Genomic DNA, 20,074 nt, shown 5'->3' with positions numbered 1-20,074 from the left:
GCGTTCAACCCTTCCATACCGGTTCGGCGAGTCCGAGATGCGACCGCAGCGTGGGACCCGTGTACGCGGAACGGAACACGCCGCGCTCCTGGAGGAGCGGGACGACCCGGTCGACGAAGTCGTCCAGGCCGCCCGGGGTGAGATGCGGTACGAGGATGAACCCGTCGGCGGCGTCGGCGGCCACGAACTCGGTGAGCCGCGCCGCGACCGTCCGCGGGCTGCCGATGAAGGACTGGCGCCCGGTCGTCTCGATGACGGTCTGACGGATGGACAGCCCCTTCTCCTTCGACAGCGCGCGCCAGCGGGCCGCGACAGCGAGGGGGTCGCCGTGCCTGACCCGGCCCTGGACCAGCGAGGAATCCGGGTCGGGGTCGATCCCGGGCAGCGGTCCGTCGGGGTCGTAGGAGGAGAGGTCACGGCCCCAGACCTGTTCCAGGGCCAGCAGCGCGTTCTGCGGGGAGACCTGCTGGAGACGGATCTCGGCCGCTCTCTCCTGTGCCTCGGCGTCGCTGTCGCCGAGTACGAAGGTGACCCCGGGCATGATCTTCAGATCGTCCGGTTCCCGGCCGTACTTCGCCAGCCGCCCCTTGACGTCGGCGTAGAAGGTGCGGCCGGCCTCCAGGGTGCCGTGCCGGGTGAAGATGACATCGGCGGTGGACGCGGCGAACTCGCGGCCCTCCGGGGAGTCCCCGGCCTGGATGACGACCGGATGGCCCTGCGGGGAGCGCGGGACGGTGAACTCCCCCTCGACGGTGAAGTGCCGCCCGTGGTGCGCGAACGGGCGCGGGGTGCCGTCGGGGGCCCAGCTGTCCCACAGTTCGCGGGCGGTGGCGACGAACTCGGCCGCCCGGGTGTATCGGTGGGCCCGGTCGAGATAGCCGCCGCGCCGGAAGTTCTCCCCCGTGAAGGTGTCCGAGGAGGTGACCACGTTCCAGGCGGCCCGGCCGCCGCTGAGATGGTCGAGGGTGGCGAGGCGGCGGGCCAGTTCGTAGGGCTCGTTGAACGTGGTGTTGACGGTCGCGGCGAGGCCCAGCCGGTCGGTGACGGCCGCCAGCGCGGCCAGCACCGTGAGGGATTCGGGGCGGCCGACCACGTCCAGGTCGTGGATCCGGCCGTTGTGCTCGCGCAGCCGCAGCCCCTCGGCGAGGAAGAAGAAGTCGAACCTGCCGCGTTCCGCGGTGCGGGCCAGGTGCTCGAACGAGGAGAAGTCGATCTGGCTCCCGGAGCGCGGGTCCGACCAGACGGTGGTGTTGTTCACACCCGGGAAGTGGGCGGCGAGATGCATCCGTCTCGTCGTGGTGCTCATGCTCGTCCCCCTTCGAGGGCGTAACGGTTGGCGGGGCGGGCCAGCCCCAGGTGCTCGCGCAGGGTGCCGCCGGGATAGAAGGTGCGGAACAGGCCGCGGTGCTGGAGCAGGGCCACGGTGCCGTTGACGATGCGTTCGAGGTCGCGCCCGGGGGTGATGGGCGTGAGGTGGAAGCCGTCCACCGCTCCCCCTCGGTGCCACTGGGTGATCAGTTCGGCGAGGTCGACCGGGCCGCCCCGGTAGTAGGAGCCGCCGGCCGCGAGCGGGGGTCCGCTCTCCAGCCCCGGTTCCGGGGCGGTCTCGGCGTCGCCGAGGTCGACGGTGAGCGCGACCAGAACCCGGAGGGTGTCGGGGTCGCGTCCGTACACCGCGGCGCGCCGGCGCAGATCGGTGCGGATCGCGGCGGCCCGCTCGGGGGCGGTGGCCCGGACGAGGGCGACATCGGCGTGGCGGGCCGCGGTCTCCCTCGCCGGGCCACCGGTCCCGTCGACGACGGTGACCGGGTGCCCCTGCGGGGGCCGGGGCACGATGGCCGGGCCACGGACCGAGAAGGAGGCGCCCTCGAAGTCGACGTGGTGCAGCTTGGCGCGGTCGATGAAACGTCCGGTGGCGACGTCCCGGATCTCGGCGTCGTCCTCCCAGCTGTCCCAGAGCCGGGCGCCCACGTCGGCCGCCTCGCCGGCCTCGCGCCACAGTTCCTCGGCGGGCGCGGCCGGACGCCGCCCGAAGAGCCGGGCCTCGGCCTCGGTCGTCGACACATCGACGTGCCAGCCCGCCCGGCCGCGGCTCACCCAGTCCAGGGTGGCCACGGCGGAGGACACGTGGAACGGCTCGGTGTGGGTGGTGGTGACGGTCGGCACCAGACCGATCCGGCCGGTGGTGGGGGCGACCCGGGAGAGGACGGCGAGCGCGTCGGGTCCGGGCCTGGCGAACGAGTCGCCGAGCGTGACGAAGTCGAGGGCGCCGCGCTCGGCGAGCCGGGCGAGGCCGATGTGGTGCCCGGGGTCGTAGCGGGGCGGGCCGCCGATCTCGGCGGCCAGGTGAAGGGGTGCGGTCGAAGGCATGGGGCGTTACCTCTCGGGGCTCAGTTCCTGGGCCTGGGCAGGCCCGGCGGGTTGATCTCGGATTTCGCGACGGCCTCGCCGGAGAGCCCCCAGCGCTTGAGCACCTTGGCGTACGAACCGTCCTGCACTATGTGGTCGATGGCGGCCGCGTACGCCTCGACCAGGCCGCTGCCCTTCTTCGTGGTGGCGGCGATCTTGCCCTGGAGCCCGTCGCCGGCCCCCGACAGCGTGCCGACGATCTCGGACTGGCCGGCCGACGCGACGTGGTAGTTGGCGGAGGGGCTGGGGCCGAGATAGGCGTCGATGCGGCCGGACTGGAGGGCCAGGTAGTAGTCGGTGTCCTTCTGGAAGTACTTGATCTCCACCGGCTTGCGTCCGGCCTCGACGTTCTGCTCGTTCCAGTCGACCAGGATCTTCTCCTGGTTGGTCCCGGACGAGACGGCGATCGTCCTCCCCGCCACGTCCTTCGGCTCCTTCACCTTCCAGCCAGATCCCTTCCTGGCCTCGAAGGCGATGTTGTCGAGCCGGTAGGTCGCGAAGTCGTACTTCTCCTTGCGCTCCTCGGTGACCGTGACGTTCGAGAGCACTCCGTCGAACTTGGAGCTGTCGAGACCGACGAAGAGGTTCTCCCAGGAGACCTGTTCGAACTCGGGCTCAAGACCGAGCGTGTCGGCGATCAGGCTCGCGATGTCGATCTCCGAACCGATCCGGGTCTTGTCGTCGGTCGCATAGAAGCCCAGTGGTGGCGAGGCGTCGGCGCTCGCACCCAGCCGCAGCGTGCCGCGCTCACGGACGGCCTCGGGCACCTTCGCCGCGATGGCGTCGACCTTCTTGCCTCTGATCCGATGCTGGTCGGGGCCGATGTCGATGCCGGTACCCCGCTGCCCCTTCGGCTTCACCTCGGTGGTGGCGGCGTCCCCGCTGCCGCAGGCCGTGAGCAGTCCCGCGGCAGCGAGGGTGGCGAGCGCGGTGGACAGGGTGCGTCGGACGGACACGTGCGTACTCCTCGAAGAGAACAGCGGAAGGGACATGGGCGGACTCACAGGACCTTGGAGAGGAAGGCGCGGGTGCGTTCGTGCTGCGGACGGTCGAGCACGTCGCCGGGCGCGCCCTGCTCGACGATCCGCCCCTCGTCCATGAAGACGACGGTGTCGGCGACCTCGCGGGCGAAACCGATCTCGTGCGTGACGACGATCATCGTGGTGCCCTGGGTCGCCAAGTCCTTCATGACGTCGAGGACTTCACCGACCAGCTCGGGGTCGAGCGCCGAGGTCGGCTCGTCGAAGAGCAGCAGCTTCGGTTCGAGGGCCAGCGCACGGGCGATGGCGACCCGCTGCTGCTGTCCGCCGGAGAGCTGCTTGGGGTACGCCCCGGACTTGTCGGCGAGCCCGACCCGGGCGAGGAGCTTCTCCGCGGCGGCGACGGCTTCCCTCTTCGGGCGGCCGAGGGCGGCGACCGGGGCCTCGATGACGTTCTCCAGCACGGTCAGGTGCGGGAAGAGATTGAAGTTCTGGAAGACGAAGCCGATCCGGGTTCGCTGGCGCAGGACCTCGCGTTCGCGGAGCTCGTACAGTTTGTTGCCGTCCCTGCGGTAGCCCACCAGGGTGCCGTCGACGCTGATCCAGCCGTTGTCGACCTTCTCCAGGTGGTTGATGGTGCGCAGCAGCGTGGACTTGCCGGAACCGGACGGGCCGAGGACGACGGTCACCTCTCCGGCGCGTACGGAGAGGTCGATGCCGCGCAGCACCTCCAGGCCGCCGAAGCGCTTGTGGACCGATCGGATCTCGACCATGGTGTCCGCGGATCCGGTGGTGCGGTCGCTGGTGGTGCTCATCGCGCGGCCCCCTTGGCGTAGTGACGTTCGACGTAGTGCTGGAGGACGGAGAGCACGGTGGTCAGGAGGATGTACCAGACCGTCGCGACCATGAGCAGGGGCACGACCCTGCCGCTGCGTCCGTAGACGACCTGGACCTGGTAGAAGAGTTCGCCGATCGCCATCACGGAGACGATCGAGGTGCCCTTGAAGAGCGAGATGATCTCGTTGGCGGCGTTCGGCAGGATGGAACGCATCGCCTGCGGGGGCACGATCCGCCGCAGCTGCCGGTGCCGGGGGATCCCGAGCGCGGCCGCGGCCTCCAACTGACCGCCGTCCACGGCCAGTACGCCGGCCCGGACGATCTCCGCCGCGTAGGCGGCCTGGTGCAGTGCCAGTCCGAGGACGGCGGCACTCATCGCACCGACCAGGTTCATCGTGTCGAAGGAGAAGAAGCCGGGCCCGAACGGGACGCCGAACTGCAACTCCTTGTACAGATAGGCGAGGTTGAACCAGAAGAGCAGCTGGACGATGAGCGGGATGGAGCGGAACGCCCAGATGTACGCGTAGGCGACCGCGCTGAGGAACGGACTCGCCGACAGTCGCATGAAGGCGAGGACGATGCCGAGCGCGAAGCCGAGCACCGTGCCGTAGAACGTCAGCTGGAGCGTGACCCAGACGGCCTTGAGGATGGTCTCGGCCGTGAAGAACTGGACGAAGACGTCCCACTCCCAGCCGGGATTGGTGACCAGGCCGTGCAGGAACTGGGCGAGCAGGACGGCGGTGACGGCGACGGCGACCCAGCGCCAGGGGTGGCGTACGGGCACGACGGTGAGCGCGTCGTGGTCGGCGACGGCGGGCGTGGCGACGTGTGGTCCTGTCGCCTTGTCGATGGGTGGATCACTGGTGAGGGACATCAGGGGTCCTTGGGATACGGGGTACGGAGGTGGGGTGGGGGGCTTCCGCGTGGATCCGCGGTCAGGCGCCGAGCGGGCCGTCGCTACAGGCGAGGTCCCGGAGGAAAGCGAGCGCCGTGCGTGCGGTGGCGTCGTTCTGCCGGAAGGCCGGGCCGCCGGTGCGCGGCCGGGTGAACGCTCCGCCGGCGCGAGCGGTGGTGAACGGGCCGAGCGCGAAGCGGCGCGGGTGCGGATGCCCGTCCCGGCCCAGGATCCGGCCGTCGTCGGGGTCCACGGAGAGCAGTCCGGTGTCGGTGGCAGCCGCCCCGTCCTCGTACAGTTCCCGGAGCAGGCTGCTGCGGGTGCGTTCCAGTGAGGGATCCGGCAGCCGGGCCTCGACCAGGGCGCGGGCCTCGACCGACTCCCCGGGCACGGTGGCGCTGCCGGCCCGGAAGACGCCCCGGCGTTCATCGGCCTCGACGGTCATTCCGGCACCGAGGAAGCGGACGACTCCGGCCCGGGAGAGCGCGAGGAGCTGGTGCAGCCGGGGGCCCGGCGGTCCTGAGGCGAGGTAGCTGAAGAAGCCGTGCCACCAGCCGCCGATGTCGCCGAGCCGGATCAACTGCCCGTAGGCGGACAGGAGTCCGAGGAAGACGGCGAGATCCGGGCTGTGGCCGGGGTCGTGGCGGCGTTCCAGGTCCGCGGAGATGTAGGCACGCATCCCTTCCTGGAGTGTGTCGTACGAGGGATGGCGCACCCCGTCCAGGGGGCGGTCGAGCGCTTCGAGATCGAGCCGGTCGGCGGGGTCCGGTACGGCTGCCGCCACGAGGGCTCTCAGCTCGGGGCCGGCCGGATCCGCGGCGGCGTACTTCGCCTCGAAATCGTGCCAGTCGGCGGTGGTCCGCTCGGGGTGGGCGGTGAAGAGCCGGTGGTAGTGGGCGTAGCCCAGCTCCTTGTCGACATGCGGCCACACATCGCGCCGGAAATCGAGCGGCTCGTCCGTCTTCAGCAGTGCCTCGGTCCGGTCCGGGCCCAGGAAGCGCGGCAGCGGAGGTCTTTCACCCTGCCAGGGGTAGCCGATCTTGGAGTGGTAGGGAACGCCCCGGCGCGATCCGATGTGCAGCACCGGTTCCCTGCCGGACGGCTTGTACTCGCCGTTCTCGTAGCGTCCGCCGCGGCCCTCGGTGAGCAGCACCATCAGATCGACGAAGGCGAGTCCGAAGCCCCGGACGATGACGGGTTCGCCCGCGGGCAGCTCGGTCAGATCGGTGTCGGCGGTGAAGTCGGGCGGCAGGTGGACGAGTCCGTGCCGTTGCGCGAATTCGGCCAACTCTGCCTGTTCCGGCTCCGGTTCGGCGTCGAGGTGGCCGATGGTGACCGCGACGAGATCGGCAAGGAGCGGCTCGTCGGCCCCCTCCAGCCAGACGCTCTGACGCCCTTCGCGCGGCCCGCTCACACGCACGGCCCTGCCCCGGTGCCAGTGGACGGTGACGCCCTCGGGGAGTGCGGCCACGGCCCGCTCGTACACCCAGCGCAGATAGACGCTCTGCAGCCGTCTGCTCGGAAAGTCCTGCCCGCCCAACGCCTTTATCTCGGCGAGGAGTCCGGATTCCGGGACGGCCTCGTCCGAGAGCTTCAGACGCCCGTCCCGGATGTCCGCCGCCCAGGTGTGCAGCGCGGGCCCCGGACGTATCGGCCCCTCCAGCCGGACGGTGTCGTCGGTGAACATCGTGACGTCCTCGGCCATGGAGTTCATCCAGAGCAGCGGCGACTGGTCGTGCCGCCAGATCCGCCCGCCGCCGGGCGGGTGGGGGTCCACGAGATGGATGTCCAGCGGGCGGCCCTCGTACAGACCGGGGGCGTTGGCGGCGATGCGCTCGATCAGACCGGTGCCGCGCGGTCCGGCGCCGATGACGACGAGCGCCGGTGTCCGGTTCATCGGGCACCGGCCGTGCCGCGCGCGTAGTGCCGCTCGATGTAGTGCTGGCCGACGCCGAGCAGTGAGGTGACGAGGGTGTACCAGAGCGTGGCGACCAGCAGCAGGGGGATGACCTGGTAGGTGCGGTGGTACACGAGCTGCACCGAGTACAGCAGGTCCTGTACGGCGATGACGCTGACGATCGACGTGCCCTTGAGGGTGCCGATCAGCATGTTTCCGGCGGGCGGGACGATGGAGCGCATCGCCTGTGGCAGCACGATCCGGCGGAGCCGGCGCCAGGGCCCGAGCCCGAGGGACTGGGCGGCCTCGATCTGTCCGCGTTCGACGGAGAGGATGCCACCGCGGACGACTTCGGCGGCGTACGCGGCCTCGTGCAGGGTGAGCCCGATGACGGCGACCGTGACGGGGCCGAGGAGGTCGACCGTACGTACGCCGAGGATCTCCGGGTAGAGCGCACCGATGTTGAACCAGAACAGCAGCTGGACCAGGATCGGGGTGGACCTGAAGAGCCAGACGTATCCCCAACCCAGCGCCTGCAGAACGCGGTTGTCGGAGAGCCTGAGGACGGCGAGCAGGGTGCCGAGGGCGAAGCCGAGCACCATGACCAGCGCCGTCAGCCAGAGAGTGAGGCCGAGGCCCCGCAGGACGGCGGTGGTGGTGAAGTACTCGGCGACGACGTCCCACTGGAAGGCGTCGTTACGGATGACGGAGTTCAGCACCAGGGCGAGGAGTGCCAGGGCGACAACTGCCGCCGCCCACTGACCTGTTCGGCGTACCGGGACGATCCTGAGCCGGTCGGTCCGCTCGCTCTTCGCGAGTGGGGCGGGCAGCGGGGAAGGAAGGGTGTCTGTCTGCGCGGACATGCGAGGGCTCCGTGGATGCAGAGATCGAACACGGGGCGCGTCTTCAGCAGAGACACAACGCGGACCGGGCCCCTCAGCACCGGTCCGCTTCCGAGATAAGCGCTGTTCACCGTGCGTTGTCAAGCTTGTCCACACTGTGAGTCGTACGTCTCAGTTCAGTTGACGGACCACCGGATGCCTGTTCCACTGGGGCCATGCATTCGCAGCAGTGGCTGGTCAAGCGCTCCCACATCGACTTCGGTCGCGTGTGGTCCTCCTCCTGTTGAGCCGACCCCCTGCATCTCCTCGCGTCTCCGCCCGGCGCCGTGTGCGGCGCCTGAGCACTGTTCCCCGCGTGTCTTCACGTACACAACACCGCACCACCCTCCCCTCCCTCGTTCCGTAGCTCTTCCGTCCGTAGCTCTTCCGTGCTGTGTCGATCTCTCGTTCTGTCGACTTTTCGTCCTGCCGTTCGCTTCGCCCCGGCTGTGGGGTCGCCGCGCGCTGCCCTGCTCACGGGCCCGCCGCCGCGCCCGCTCACGGCCGACGACCCTGGAGAACCACGCCTCATGCCCCGAACCCGGCACACCGCCGCCTTCGCGCTGATCACCGCCGCCGCCTTCACCCTCACCGCGTGCGGGTCCGGCGATCCGGCGTCCGCGCCGGCCGGCGCCGCGGACGCCAAGGGGAAGGTCCCGACCGCTGATGTCGTGTCGTCGGTGCACAAGGACGAGGCGGCGGCGAGGCTGCTGCCCGCCGACGTCCGCGCCGCCGGCACCTTGACCATCGCCTCCAGCATCGGCAGTCCGCCCGGTGCCACCTACCTCGCCGACGGGAAGACGGTGGCCGGTACGGACATCGACTTCGCGGACGCGGTGGCCAGGAAGCTCGGGCTGGGACTGAAGCGCGAGGTGGCCTCCTTCGAGGCGATCCTGCCCGCGCTGGACAGCGGCAAGTACGACGTGGGCACCGGGAATTTCGGGGTGACCGAGGAACGCCGCAAGACGATCGACTTCGTCACCTACATCAATGACGGCCAGGGGTTCGCGGTCCGCGACGACAGCAAGCTGAAGAAGGTCACCGATCTCACCGGGCTCTGCGGTCTGACGGTCGGCACCGGCGCGGGCACCACCTTCGAGGTGACGCTGGAGGAGAACAGACATCGGTGCTCCGACGCGGGCAAGAAGCCGTACGAGGTGAAGACCTACAACGACCAGGGCGCGACCTGGGCTTCGCTCCAGCAGGGTCGCAGCGATGTGGTGATGTCCACCATCAACGGGCTGCGGTACGCGGTGGATCAGCAGGAGGGCGTGCGATTCCTCAACGAGTTCAAGCGCCTCGACGTCGGCTTCGCCTTCAAGAAGGGCACCCCGTTGGCACCCGCCTTCCAGGCCGCGGTGAACGGTCTCAAGGCGGACGGCACCTACGACCGGATCCTGGAGAAGTGGGGCATCGGCGCGTCGGCCATCAAGACCTCGCAGATCTCGCCGCCCGAGATCAGGTGAAACGGACCTGCGGACCGGGGCCGGGCCACCGGGCCGCCCCATGCCTCGGGACGGCTTCGGCCGTGCGGACCGGCCCGGGGCGTTCACGGACGCATGTCGCGGCCCGGCCCACGTCGCGAGCCGCGCGTCCAGGCCGACTCCGGACCGGCTCCGTGTCACGGGACAGCCCACGTCGCGGCGCCCGGCCTCCCGCTCAGCAGCTGCAGTCGCACCCGCAGTCGCAGCAGTCGCATCCGTCGCAGCAGTCCCCGCAGTTGCTGCAGCAGTCACACGCATCGCAGCAGTCGCACTGACTGCACAGCCCCTCGCGGCGCTGACGGGTCCACGGGTCCTCGAAGGTGCCGCAGCACATCTGGCAGGTGCAGGCCAGCCCCGCCCACACCAGGCAGCCGGCGATCAGTCCTCGCCGGTCGCGCGGAGGCTCGGGCGGGGATGGTGGCGGGCCGAGGGGATTGCCGGGGGTCGGTGCGTACGGATTGCCCGGCGGCGGACCGAAGGACCCGGTCTGCTGCCTGTCCGACGGACGGCCGACTCCGTCCGGCACCGGGACGCCCGCCCCGTGCGAGCATGCCGTGGTGCCGAACGCCCGGTCCACCGACTGCCGCAGTTCGTGCACCAGCAGCACATGGGCCAGCTTGTCGTCGGTGAATTCCGCGTCGCGCAACGCCAGCCCTACGCCCCGCAGCGCGTCGTCGCACAGCCGTCGGGCCTCGGCCCGCGAGGTGCCGGTCGCGGTGAGCGGGTTCCAGGCACCCGACGCGGCGTCAGCTTCCTGGTCCTCCACGGCATCCAGCAGATGCGCCAGGCGTCCGAAGAGCCGGCCCGCCTCGGCCAGCGGCTCCGCGTTCTGCGGCCTGCCCGCGAGTACCGCGGTGTGGGCGAAGGCGGCCGCGGTGGCGGTCTCGGTGGGCTCGGTGACCGTGAGCAGCGGGGTGCCGGGCCCGGCAAGCAGCTCGATTCCGGTCTGCCGGTCGACGGCGTCCACGAGCAGAGCCGTGTCGAAGCCGAGTTGCGCGCCGGTGCGCGCGCCTGCCCGGTCCCAGCCCGCCGCGACCCGGCGCGCGGCTGCGGCGACCGGGCGGCGCTTCAACAGGCCGTCCCGGTCGGCGACGTGGTCCCGCACCTTCGCAGCCGCCAGCACCAGCGAGACGGCGGCGGCCAGCCTGGCACCCTCGCCGTGGGCGACCGGGGCGGTCCGCATGGCGCGCAGCGGGCAGGGCCCCGCGGTGCGTCGCCATCCGTTGGTCCGCCCGACCTGAGCCTCCGTCAGGACCGAGACGATCAGGCCGTCATAGTTCGTCACCATGCGGGCGAATTGCCCGTGGTCCGAGCGAAGTGCGAGACAGAGCCCGCAGAGATGGGCCATCCACTCGGTCCTGAGCCCTTCGGACAACCGGTGCGTACAGGGCCTGACCATTCCGAACACGACGATCCCCCGAGAGTCGTTCACTCGTGCGCCGAGCTCGTGCGCGTGCGCGACGTGCATCGTATCGAGCGCTCCGTTCACCCGTACGTCCCCCGGGTCACCCGTACGGACCGGCGCATCATATTTTCTTTCTTCCAGGCCCCTGATGCAGGAGAAACCTTGACGAACCGCCACATCTTCTGCACCAGTACCGTCACGAATCCCCTGCGCGCCGACTATCCACTTGGCGCACGATCCGCATCATGGACGACCATAGGGACACGAAAGAGATAGAGATGCGGAACATCACGGAACCGCGGTGAGAGGAGGCGTCCATGGGATCGGTGCGCAAGGCGAGTGCCTGGCTGGGCCTCGTGGAGGACAACGACGAGCGGTACTACGACGACGAGGAGTACGCCGGGGGTGCGCAGACCGGGACCGGCCAGGCCTGGGTGACCGATCCCCGGGTGCAGGTGGCTTCCGAGGCGGCCGTGGAGACGGGCCGCCGGATCGCCACCGTCACCCCGGACAGCTTCCGGGACGCACGGGGCATCGGCGAGCTCTTCCGGGACGGCGTGCCGGTGATCGTCAACCTCACGACCATGGACCCCACGGACGCCAAGCGCGTCGTGGACTTCGCCGCGGGGCTGACCTTCGGGCTGCGCGGTTCGATCGAGCGCGTGGCCACCCGGGTCTTCCTGCTGACCCCGGCCGACACCCGGGTGGTCAACGGCGAAGCCGTCGGCAGGCCGGCCGACGGCTTCTTCAACCAGAGCTGAGCAGGGCGCTCGCCGGACCGGTCTACCGGAACGCGTCGAGACCGGTGAGCGCCTTGCCCAGCACCAGCTGGTGCATCTCCACGGTTCCCTCGTAGGTGAGCACCGACTCCAGATTCGTCGCATGCCGCATCACCGGGTACTCCAGCGAGATCCCGTTGGCGCCGAGGATCGTGCGCGAGGTACGGCAGATGTCGATCGCCTCCCGCACATTGTTGAGCTTTCCGAAACTGACCTGCTCCGGGCGGAGCCTGCCCGCGTCCATCCGCCGGCCCAGATGGTGGGCGAGCAGGATGCCCTTGTGCAGTTCCACGACCATGTCCGCCAGCTTGGCCTGGGTGAGCTGGAAGCCGCCGATCGGCCTGCCGAACTGTTCCCGGGTCCGCGCGTAGTCGAGGGCCGCCTCGAACGCGGAACGCGCCGCGCCCATGGCTCCCCAGACGATGCCGTAGCGGGCGTGACCGAGACAGCTGAGCGGGCCGCGCAGACCGGTGACTCCGGGGAGTACGGCATCGGCGGGCAGCCGTACCTCGTCGAGGACCAACTCACTGGTGACCGAGGCACGCAGCGACCACTTGTGCTTGATCTCGGGCGCCGTGAATCCCGGAGTGTCGGTCGGCACGACGAATCCGCGGATTCCGCCGCCCGCGCCGCCCTCGTCGGTCTGCGCCCAGACGACGGCGACCCCGGCGACCGAACCGTTGGTGATCCACATCTTGCGGCCGGTGAGAACCCAGTCCCCCCCTCCGTCGCGCCTGGCGTACGTCCGCATTCCGGCCGGGTCGGAGCCGTGGTCCGGCTCGGTGAGACCGAAGCAGCCGATGACCTCGCCGGCCGCCATGCCCGGCAGCCACCGCTGCCGCTGCTCCTCGGAGCCGAAGCGGTGGATGGCGTACATGGCGAGCGATCCCTGCACGGATACCAGCGAGCGGATCCCCGAGTCCGCCGCTTCGAGCTCCAGGCAGGCCAGTCCGTACTGCACGGCGGTGGCGCCCGCGCAGCCGTACCCCTGCAGGGACATGCCGAGAGCGCCGAGCGAACCGAGCTCGCGGGCCAGTTCCCGGATGCCGGGCAGCTCGCCGTTCTCGTACCACTCGGCGATGTGCGGCAGTACGCGGTCGGTGGCCCAGCCCCGGACGGTGTCGCGGATGGCGAGGTCCTCGGTGTCGAGCAGATCGTCGATGCCGATCGGGTCGGCGGGGTCGAAGGGCGGGAGCTTCGAGGACGGGGTGGTGGACATGAGGGGCGCCTCCGGCGGCTCGCACGATGCTAAAACTAGCAGTGTTAGTTATGGCCTCGTGCCGACGTTACGGCTCAGTGCCCCGCCCGTCCAGAGCCGGTCGCCTCGGCGGGTCGGCGCCGGGCGGACAGCGCGAGCGACCGCTGCGTACAGCCCGCGACGGGCACCTCGTGCGGCTCGGGGCGTTCCGGCGCCTCACCCGCGTCGGTCGCCCGGGTTTCGTCGAGAGCCGGCGACGGACACTCCATCGCGCGGGGCAGCCGCAGCGCGGCGAGCGCGCCGGCCAGCAGCAGGGCCGCGCTGACCAGCAGCGTGACATGCAGCCCGGTGATGAAGGCATGGCGGGCCGTGGAGCGCAGCGCCTCGCCCAGCGGACCGCCGAGCCGGTCCGCCACCTGGTAGGCCTCGCCCAGCGAGTGGGCGGCGGCCGCGCCGTCCCCGACGGGGACGCCCTTTCCGGGGAGCTTCGCGAGTCCGGGGGCATAGGCGGCGTTCATGACACTGCCGAGCAGGGCGATGCCCATGCCCGCTCCCAGCTGGTACGAGGTCTCGCCGATCGCCGCCGCTCCGCCCGCCCGGTCGGCCGGGGCGTCGCTGAGCATCGATTCGTACGCCCCGAAGAGCGTGGTCTGCAGTCCGAAGCCGAGTGCGACGAACGCCGCGGTCAGCAGGCCGGGCCGGTCGTGCTGCCCCATCGCGGTCAGGATCAGCACCGAGGCGGCCGTCAGCACGAAGCCCCAGCCGACCATCCGCCGCGGCCCCACGCGGCGCAGCGTGTACGACCCGGTGGCGCCCGCGGCCATGGCCGCGAAGGTGAGCGGCAGCAGTCGCAGCCCGGTCTCCAGCGGGCTCAGCCCCAGCACGAGCTGGAGGTACTGCACGGCTATCAGTTCCAGCCCGACCAGGGCCAGCATGGCGAGGACGATGCAACCCACCGCGGTGGAGAAGGCCGGCCGGGCGAACATCCCGATGTCTATCAGCGGATGCCTACGGCGTTTCTGACGACGTACGAAGGTGACGAGCAGTACGGCCCCGATCAGCAGCGGGGCCACTGTGGCCGGGCTCAGCAGCCCCTCCCCGGCGCCCGCCCGCTTCACTCCGAGGACCACGCCGAGCACACCGGCCGCGGCCATCAGCGCGCCCAGTACGTCCCACGGGCCGTCGTCACTGCCGCGCGACTCGGGCAGCAGCAGGCGGCCCACCGGCAGGACCAGGGCCATCAGCGGGACATTGATCAGAAAGACCGAGCCCCACCAGAAGTGTTCGACCAGGAAGCCGCCCATGACGGGCCCGGTGGCCGCTCCGACGGCGGCGACCGCGCTCCAGACGCCGATCGCCACGGCCCGTTCGCGCCGGTCGGGAAAGACCTGCCGGAGGATCGACAGCGTCGCGGGCATGATCATCGCCCCGCCGACCCCGAGCAGGGCACGCGCCGCGATCAGCACGCCGGGGCTGTCGGCCATCGCGGCTATCGCCGAGGCGACGCCGAAGAGGGCGTAGCCGAGCAGCAGCACGCGGCGTCGTCCGACCCGGTCGCCGAGGGTGCCGAAGAGGATCAGCAGCGAGGCACAGACCAGCGGATAGGCGTCCACGATCCAGAGCAGACCGGCGGCACTGGGCCGCAGGTCCTCGGTGACGGCGGGGACGGCGACATGGAGCACGGTCGCGTCGAGTGCGACGAGCAGCAGACTGAGGCAGAGGACGACGAGGACGACCCATCGATTGGCACCGTCGACGGCTGGGCGCAGCCGGATTCGGCCTGTGGTCGTCCCGGACATGCACGTACCTCCCAAAAGGTCCTCACGCTCGGCGGGCCAGCCGGGGACGCGGCGGTTCGCTGCCCCTCGGGGCCCGGCATCGACGGGCGAGTGATCCGTCAGCGTACGCGAGTTCGGAGCACCCACACGTGGTCCACCTCATACCCCGACGGGCCGTGGAGTGTGGCGTACGCCACGCCGGGGCACCGCCCGGAGCCCGTCGGACCTGCACGAACGACCGCCACCGGGAGACCGTCCGAAGCCGCGCCGCCGACCTGCGCACCCGGCTCAGAAGGTACCCGGCGCCACTCCGGCACCACCGGCCGGGCCTGCGCCGAAAGCGGTCGGTGACCGGGCGGATACCTTCGGTTTCACCCCCCGTAGGGGCCGGATAAATTCATACCGGCACCTCCTTCGCCTTTCTTCCCACCCCTGAACACCCTTCCGAAATAAGTGCGAAATAAAAAGCGCGGAGGCGTACCGAGGCGCTTCTTCGAGTCAGAAATTAAGGTCCGGCTGAGACATAGTCCACATCACATCGTCATCACAAAGAGACCGGATCGACCTGTCCACACGCTAACTCGCTGTAACGTCGATTGGGTGCGTACCGACATCTTTGCCCGCCTGGACCGGGAGCCGGAGCCGCCGAAGATAGAGCCGCCGCGGATGAGCCGTCACCGCATCGCTCTCTTCGGCGGGACGTTGGCGTTCTATCTCGCCATTGTCGTCGCCGTGCTGGTCTCCTCCTGGCTGGTGACCCTGGACTGGAAGGTCATGCTCTTCCGGCCCTATCAACAGTGGCCGCAAATCCATGCGTTCCTCGACTACTACATCGTGCTCGGTCAGCGCGGCCCCACCGCCACCATGGTCGCCTGCTGGCTCGGCTGGCGCTCCTGGCGGCAGCACACACTGCGGCCCCTGCTCACACTCGGCGCCGCACTGCTGCTGCTCAACGCGACGGTCGGCGCGGTCAAGATCGGCCTGGGGCGGCTCGGCCCGCACTACGCGACCCAGATCGGCTCCGCCGAACTCTTCGCCGGCGGCGATATATTTCCGTCGGGCCACACCGCCAACGCGGTCGTGACCTGGGGGATCCTCGCCTACCTGGCGACCACCCCACGGGCCAGGCGCTATCTGTCGGCCGTGTCCGCGATCGTCTCGCTCGGCGTCGGACTCACCACGGTCTACCTCGGCACGCACTGGCTCAGCGATGTGCTGCTCGGCTGGGCCGCGGGGCTGCTGATCCTGCTGGCGCTGCCCTGGGTCGAGCCGCTGATCACCCGGTCCGAGGCCTGGATCTTCGCCCAGCGCGAGATCCTGCGGGGACGCGCCCGCCCCGTTCCCTCCCTGCCCGTCGCGGTGGGTGGACCCCGGACCGCGCTGCTCCCGCAGTTGGACGGCGGCGACGCCGTGGCGGAGAGCCCGGTGCTGGAACCGGTCGCCGCAGGCACGGTCACGGGCCCCCGTTCGCGTACGCATCCGGCTCCCCCGTCGCATCCGACACATCTGGTGCGCTCGGAACGGACTCCGATCACCCCGGCCGGGAGTCGGCGCCCGCCGCACGCGGACCGTACGCCACGCGGCGGCACGACCTCGGCCCGCCCGGTGTCCGGCGGCTGAACGGAGCCGGGAGCCGGTACGCACAACCGCTCCCCCCGCACAGCGAAGGCCCCGACTCCGGTCGGGGCCTTCGCTGTGCCCGGAGCCGGGCAACAGCCGTTCTCAGCCCACCCAGCAGCGGGTGACGACGGCGTCGACGGCCTCGAAGTTGATCCGTCCGCCCCGGAACTCCATGGTGATGATCGCCCCCGGCGGCAGGGATCTGACAGTGGTCCAGCCATGGCTGCGGGCTCGCCGTTCGGCCGCTTCGACAGCGAGGCCGACGTACGCACCGGGTGCGTCCTCGGGCTGGACGGGAGGGGTCGGTATGGGTGCCATGTCTCTCACCGTAGGCTCCCCGGGACCACGACGGAAGCCGGGGCACGGGTTGCCGCACGGCATCCTCACGTCCCCCGCCTGTCACGCTTGTGTCACAGGATCTCGACACGTGCGCTGCTCGGATCACGCCGCCCGAACTCGCGGTCCAGGACCCGACACACAGTAATCACACAAGCCGGGAAGCGATCATACGGAACACCCGAAAACAAAACGGAGTACGCCGTATCGGGCAGCCGGAATTCTCGCACCGAATAACCCGTGTAAAGGAGCATGCCACCGGGAATTCACGCTTCCTTATGGCAGCCTTATCCTTTGGTCACAAAACCCGCGCCGCGGGCCGGCACTACCGCCCGCCGCCGCCCGTATAGCGGACGAGCCGAACCGTCACCGTGCGGGAACACCGCGAGGCGGTCAGCCAAGGGCCCTCGACAGCCGGTCCCTGACCGCCCTGATGGCGTCATTGAGCTCCGGAGGTTCGACGACCTCGAAGTCGATCCCCATCAGCACGACATGGATGACCATCACATCGAGACTCGTGGCCCCGGTGCGCAGCAGACAACTGTCGGTGCCGTCCGCCTCCAGCACCCCGGCCGACGGCGGGATCCGTTCCGCCGCGCGCTCGATCCCCGTCTTCAGCCGGATCACCGCACGGGTCGCGTACGCGGTGGTGGAGATGCCCTCCGAGACATAGGCGGCCAGATCCTCGGCCGGTGCGTCGCGGGGCACGAACCTCGGACCGTGCGGCGGGGCGGGGGTGATCCGGTCCGCACGGAACGTGCGCCAGTCCGCACGGTCCAGATCCCAGGCGACCAGATACCAGCGGCGTTCGGTGCACACCAGCCGGTGCGGTTCGACGGACCGGCGCGACACGGAACCGGAGTGGTCCCGGTACTCGAAGCGCAGCCGCTCGCTGTCCCGGCAGGCTCCGGCCAGTTCGGTGAGCACCCCCGGGTCGGCGGTGGACGCGCCGGGCCCGCGCAGCAACGGCACCGTGAAGGTGTTCAGCGCGTTCACCCGGCGGCGGAGCCGGTTCGGCAGCACCTGTTCCAGCTTGGCCAGGGCGCGTACGGAGGTCTCGCCGATGCCCTCGACCCCGTTGCCCGCCGCGGTGCGCAGCCCGACGGCGACCGCGACGGCCTCCTCGTCGTCGAGGAGCAGCGGCGGCAACTGCGCACCGGCGCCGAGCCGGTATCCGCCGCCCGTGCCGGGGGCCGCGTTGACCGGGTAGCCCAGTTCGCGCAGCTTGTCGACATCGCGCCGGACGGTCCGCGGCGTGACTCCGAGCCGCTCGGCGAGACCGGCGCCCGACCAGTCCCGGTGCGCCTGGAGCAGTGAGAGCAGGCGCAGCAGTCGTGCCGATGTCTCCAACATGGGGCGAGTCTGCCAGGGATCGCGGTCACCCCGCGTCCGCGATCGGCTGCCGAGGCCTTACGGCCCGGTGCACGACAGCGAGCGGGCTTCCGGCGTCGGACCGGGTTCGATCCGGACACAGAGGTCGTTCTCGGCCGAGTAGCAGGGGGTGGCGCGTGCACCCTCCCCCACGTCGTGTCCCGGGTAGACGAAGATGTTCTCGCGGTCCCAGACGTCGTCGAGGAGACGGGAGATCCGTACGCCGTCGGCCGGCCCACCGCCGGACGTGCCGGGGACCAGCCAGAGCGTCCACAGCTGCTTCCCGGTGACCGGCCCGGTGGCCAGCCTGTCGAGGGGCAGCGTGAAGGAGAACGTGTCCCCCTTCCCGGTGACCGGCACCCGGCAGACCCGCTCGCCGGTACCGGGCGGTCGCGCCTCGACGCGGGCGCCGTCGCCGAGACCGGTCCCGTACAGCGTGCCCTCGACGGTCATCCCGTCCCGGTCGAAGGTGACCGGTCCGGCCTCGGCGTGCGGTGAGCGGATCCAGCAGTGCAGGGCGAGCCGGCCGTCGACGGTCGGATACGGGATGCGGACCGCGACCCGCCCGGTCCGGGGTGCGCGGTCCATGAGGAGCCGCAGATCCCTGATCCCGGGCTCGACGGCCACCTCCCCGTCGTCAACCGCGCCCGGCTCACGCACATAGACGTCCCAGCGCCCCTCGGCGGGCTCCGCGGTGCTCGGCAGCTCCGCCCGCAGCCGTCCGTCACCCAGCGGGCTCAGCGGCAGTCGCAGGGTGCCGTCGTCGCCCTTGCTGCCGCGCAGCCGGAGAAGCAGTTCGGGTGCCTTTCCCTCCGCACGGCCACCGGGGTCGAGATCGAAGACGATCCCGCCGTCGGGACCCGCGGTGCAGTCGGCTCGTGGTGTCGGTCGCTCTGTGGAGAGGGTCATGCGGGCTTCCCCTTGCGGATGACGTCGGCGGCCTTGTAGCGCACGGCGTACGCCCCGTCCAGCACGGTGCCGCGGGCGCGGTGCAGTGTGGTGCTCAGAGCGCCGTGCGAACGGTCGCTCGGGGCCCGGGAGGCGAGTTCGGTGAAGAGCCGCTCATGGCGTTCGGCGATCCGCGACGGATCGAACCGCTGCGAGGCGACCAGCGCGGCGCGTCCCGCTCGGTGCCGCGCTTCGTCGTCGTCGATCAGACCGAGCAGGGCCGCCGCCACCGCCGCCGTGTCACCGACGGGCACCAGCCGCCCGTCCGTGCCGTCCTCGATGATCTCGCGGGGGCCGTGCGGGCAGTCGGTGGCGACGACCGGCAGGCCGCAGCGCATCGCCTCGACGATGGTCATGCCGAAGGACTCGCGGTCCGAAGTGACCGCGGCGATCGCACCCTTGGGCCACTCGGCCTCCAGCGGGTTGACCGAACCCATCAGGAACACGTGGTTGTGCAGGCCGAGTTCACCGATGAGGGTGAGCAGCGCCTGCCGCTCGTTCCCGGTCGCGTCACCGCCGCCGTAGATGCGCAGCCGCCAGTCCGGACGGACGGCGACGACGTCGGCGAAGGCCCGGACCAGCAGGTCGTACCGCTTGACCTTGTGCAAGCGGCCCGCGGCGATCACCCACTTGCCGTCGCCGTCTGCGGGCTCGATCCTCGGCGCGGGAACGCTGTTGGGAATGGACTCGATCCGCACGCCGGGCAGCTTGAACCCGCTGCGGTAGGCACGGGCGTCGGCCTCGGTGACGGTGGTGATCGCGTCCAGCAGGGCGTAGCGGTGCCCGATCTCGCGGCGCAGCCGGTAGCCGTGGCTGTCGAGGGTGAGGTGCTCCTGACCGATCCGGACCGGACCGCGCCGGGCCTGCCTGCTGATCTGCACATTGAGCCCCGGGCGGGTTCCGACCACGACGTCCGCGTCCAGCGACCGCAGATGGTCCGCCACCCGCGCATCGGTCAGCCTGCTGTACTGCCGGTACCGGCTGTCGCCGCGCGGGAACACGGTCGCGGGACGGGCGTGCTCGGCCGCGTCGCCGTCGTACGTCGGGCTCTTCTTCCGCAGGTCGACGAGGTGGCCCAGACGCACGCCCGCGGGAGCGCCCAGCGCCGGGACGTCCCGGTGCCGGAAGACGGAGACGATCTCGACGTCATGGTGCTCGGCCAGTGCCCCGGCGAGATTGAACGTCGTACGGATCGTGCCCCCGACGCCGTAGGCGTTGTGCAGCAGGAAAGAAATGTGCATAAAACGGTGCATCTC

At 70.6% G+C, this 20,074-nt stretch carries 17 protein-coding genes; 3 read left to right on the top strand and 14 right to left on the bottom strand.

From position 1 onward, the window contains the following. Positions 1–4: 4 nt before the first annotated feature. From ACIOHC_RS14280 to ACIOHC_RS14250, 7 genes are all read right to left on the bottom strand, one after another. Complete coding sequence (locus tag ACIOHC_RS14280) at positions 5–1,285, bottom strand: NtaA/DmoA family FMN-dependent monooxygenase (RefSeq protein WP_351074907.1); 1,281 nt, start codon at positions 1,283–1,285, stop codon at positions 5–7. 17 nt (positions 1,286–1,302) lie between these two features. Next, a complete protein-coding gene (locus ACIOHC_RS14275; protein ID WP_351074792.1) occupies positions 1,303–2,370 on the bottom strand; it encodes an LLM class flavin-dependent oxidoreductase in 1,068 nt (355 codons plus the stop codon). A 20-nt stretch (positions 2,371–2,390) separates the two neighbouring features. Beyond that, entirely contained in the window at positions 2,391–3,365 is a 975-nt protein-coding gene (locus ACIOHC_RS14270; RefSeq protein WP_351074790.1) for an ABC transporter substrate-binding protein, read from the bottom strand. A gap of 44 nt (positions 3,366–3,409) precedes the next feature. Next, entirely contained in the window at positions 3,410–4,162 is a 753-nt protein-coding gene (locus ACIOHC_RS14265; protein ID WP_351074905.1) for an amino acid ABC transporter ATP-binding protein, read from the bottom strand. Between the two features lie 38 nt (positions 4,163–4,200). Further along, positions 4,201–5,100 (bottom strand): amino acid ABC transporter permease, encoded by a 900-nt coding sequence (locus ACIOHC_RS14260; RefSeq protein ID WP_351074789.1) that lies wholly within the window; start codon positions 5,098–5,100, stop codon positions 4,201–4,203. Positions 5,101–5,161: 61 nt separating this feature from the next. Next, positions 5,162–7,018: an FAD/NAD(P)-binding protein gene (locus ACIOHC_RS14255; RefSeq protein ID WP_351074787.1), complete on the bottom strand. Its 1,857-nt coding sequence runs from the start codon at positions 7,016–7,018 to the stop codon at positions 5,162–5,164. Further along, positions 7,015–7,881, bottom strand: coding sequence for an amino acid ABC transporter permease (locus tag ACIOHC_RS14250; RefSeq protein WP_351074786.1), 867 nt, complete (start codon positions 7,879–7,881; stop codon positions 7,015–7,017). The genes ACIOHC_RS14255 and ACIOHC_RS14250 overlap by 4 nt, the downstream gene beginning before the upstream one ends. Before the next feature lie 548 nt (positions 7,882–8,429). Here ACIOHC_RS14250 and ACIOHC_RS14245 point away from each other — a divergent pair. Continuing rightward, complete coding sequence (locus tag ACIOHC_RS14245; protein ID WP_351074784.1) at positions 8,430–9,365, top strand: ABC transporter substrate-binding protein; 936 nt, start codon at positions 8,430–8,432, stop codon at positions 9,363–9,365. A gap of 193 nt (positions 9,366–9,558) precedes the next feature. Here ACIOHC_RS14245 and ACIOHC_RS14240 read toward each other — a convergent pair whose 3' ends face one another. Continuing rightward, on the bottom strand, positions 9,559–10,791 hold the full coding sequence (locus ACIOHC_RS14240) for a DUF5685 family protein (protein ID WP_389637212.1): 1,233 nt from the start codon (positions 10,789–10,791) through the stop codon (positions 9,559–9,561). A 314-nt stretch (positions 10,792–11,105) separates the two neighbouring features. Here ACIOHC_RS14240 and ACIOHC_RS14235 point away from each other — a divergent pair, with 314 nt between their 5' ends. After that, positions 11,106–11,549 carry a cell division protein SepF gene (locus ACIOHC_RS14235; protein WP_351074782.1) on the top strand — a complete coding sequence of 148 codons (444 nt, stop codon included), beginning with the start codon at positions 11,106–11,108 and terminating at the stop codon, positions 11,547–11,549. A gap of 22 nt (positions 11,550–11,571) precedes the next feature. Here the strand turns inward: ACIOHC_RS14235 and ACIOHC_RS14230 are convergent, their stop codons facing one another. Then, positions 11,572–12,786 carry an acyl-CoA dehydrogenase family protein gene (locus ACIOHC_RS14230; protein WP_351074781.1) on the bottom strand — a complete coding sequence of 405 codons (1,215 nt, stop codon included), beginning with the start codon at positions 12,784–12,786 and terminating at the stop codon, positions 11,572–11,574. 74 nt (positions 12,787–12,860) lie between these two features. After that, positions 12,861–14,564: an MFS transporter gene (locus tag ACIOHC_RS14225; RefSeq protein WP_351074780.1), complete on the bottom strand. Its 1,704-nt coding sequence runs from the start codon at positions 14,562–14,564 to the stop codon at positions 12,861–12,863. Positions 14,565–15,143: 579 nt separating this feature from the next. Between ACIOHC_RS14225 and ACIOHC_RS14220 the strand changes: the two genes are divergently transcribed. After that, positions 15,144–16,163 (top strand): phosphatase PAP2 family protein, encoded by a 1,020-nt coding sequence (locus tag ACIOHC_RS14220; RefSeq protein ID WP_351074778.1) that lies wholly within the window; start codon positions 15,144–15,146, stop codon positions 16,161–16,163. Positions 16,164–16,265: 102 nt separating this feature from the next. Here the strand turns inward: ACIOHC_RS14220 and ACIOHC_RS14215 are convergent, their stop codons facing one another. From ACIOHC_RS14215 to ACIOHC_RS14200, 4 genes are all read right to left on the bottom strand, one after another. Further along, positions 16,266–16,481 carry an I78 family peptidase inhibitor gene (locus tag ACIOHC_RS14215; protein ID WP_376208776.1) on the bottom strand — a complete coding sequence of 72 codons (216 nt, stop codon included), beginning with the start codon at positions 16,479–16,481 and terminating at the stop codon, positions 16,266–16,268. A gap of 411 nt (positions 16,482–16,892) precedes the next feature. Next, positions 16,893–17,852 carry a YafY family protein gene (locus ACIOHC_RS14210; RefSeq protein ID WP_351074775.1) on the bottom strand — a complete coding sequence of 320 codons (960 nt, stop codon included), beginning with the start codon at positions 17,850–17,852 and terminating at the stop codon, positions 16,893–16,895. Positions 17,853–17,909: 57 nt separating this feature from the next. Then, positions 17,910–18,779, bottom strand: a complete 870-nt coding sequence (locus ACIOHC_RS14205; protein ID WP_351074773.1) for a transferase — start codon at positions 18,777–18,779, stop codon at positions 17,910–17,912. Beyond that, positions 18,776–20,059 (bottom strand): glycosyltransferase, encoded by a 1,284-nt coding sequence (locus ACIOHC_RS14200; RefSeq protein WP_351074771.1) that lies wholly within the window; start codon positions 20,057–20,059, stop codon positions 18,776–18,778. Before ACIOHC_RS14200 ends, ACIOHC_RS14205 begins: the two co-directional genes overlap by 4 nt. Between the last annotated feature and the right edge of the window lie 15 nt (positions 20,060–20,074).

It is taken from the genome of Streptomyces sp. NPDC088252 (assembly GCF_044740965.1).
GTDB lineage: Bacteria > Actinomycetota > Actinomycetes > Streptomycetales > Streptomycetaceae > Streptomyces.
The sequence above is the reverse complement of the archived record's forward strand: the minus strand, read 5'-3'. Positions and strand labels throughout refer to the sequence as shown.

Excerpts from the sequence above, each read along its gene's own strand:
- ACIOHC_RS14280 (WP_351074907.1), bottom strand. The coding sequence starts at position 1,285 with ATGCATCTCGCCGCCCACTTCCCGGGTGTGAACAACACCACCGTCTGG.
- ACIOHC_RS14275 (WP_351074792.1), bottom strand. The coding sequence starts at position 2,370 with ATGCCTTCGACCGCACCCCTTCACCTGGCCGCCGAGATCGGCGGCCCG.
- ACIOHC_RS14265 (WP_351074905.1), bottom strand. The coding sequence starts at position 4,162 with ATGGTCGAGATCCGATCGGTCCACAAGCGCTTCGGCGGCCTGGAGGTG.
- ACIOHC_RS14260 (WP_351074789.1), bottom strand. The coding sequence starts at position 5,100 with ATGTCCCTCACCAGTGATCCACCCATCGACAAGGCGACAGGACCACAC.
- ACIOHC_RS14255 (WP_351074787.1), bottom strand. The coding sequence starts at position 7,018 with ATGAACCGGACACCGGCGCTCGTCGTCATCGGCGCCGGACCGCGCGGC.
- ACIOHC_RS14250 (WP_351074786.1), bottom strand. The coding sequence starts at position 7,881 with ATGTCCGCGCAGACAGACACCCTTCCTTCCCCGCTGCCCGCCCCACTC.
- ACIOHC_RS14245 (WP_351074784.1), top strand. The coding sequence starts at position 8,430 with ATGCCCCGAACCCGGCACACCGCCGCCTTCGCGCTGATCACCGCCGCC.
- ACIOHC_RS14235 (WP_351074782.1), top strand. The coding sequence starts at position 11,106 with ATGGGATCGGTGCGCAAGGCGAGTGCCTGGCTGGGCCTCGTGGAGGAC.
- ACIOHC_RS14230 (WP_351074781.1), bottom strand. The coding sequence starts at position 12,786 with ATGTCCACCACCCCGTCCTCGAAGCTCCCGCCCTTCGACCCCGCCGAC.
- ACIOHC_RS14225 (WP_351074780.1), bottom strand. The coding sequence starts at position 14,564 with ATGTCCGGGACGACCACAGGCCGAATCCGGCTGCGCCCAGCCGTCGAC.
- ACIOHC_RS14215 (WP_376208776.1), bottom strand. The coding sequence starts at position 16,481 with ATGGCACCCATACCGACCCCTCCCGTCCAGCCCGAGGACGCACCCGGT.
- ACIOHC_RS14210 (WP_351074775.1), bottom strand. The coding sequence starts at position 17,852 with ATGTTGGAGACATCGGCACGACTGCTGCGCCTGCTCTCACTGCTCCAG.
- ACIOHC_RS14205 (WP_351074773.1), bottom strand. The coding sequence starts at position 18,779 with ATGACCCTCTCCACAGAGCGACCGACACCACGAGCCGACTGCACCGCG.
- ACIOHC_RS14200 (WP_351074771.1), bottom strand. The coding sequence starts at position 20,059 with ATGCACATTTCTTTCCTGCTGCACAACGCCTACGGCGTCGGGGGCACG.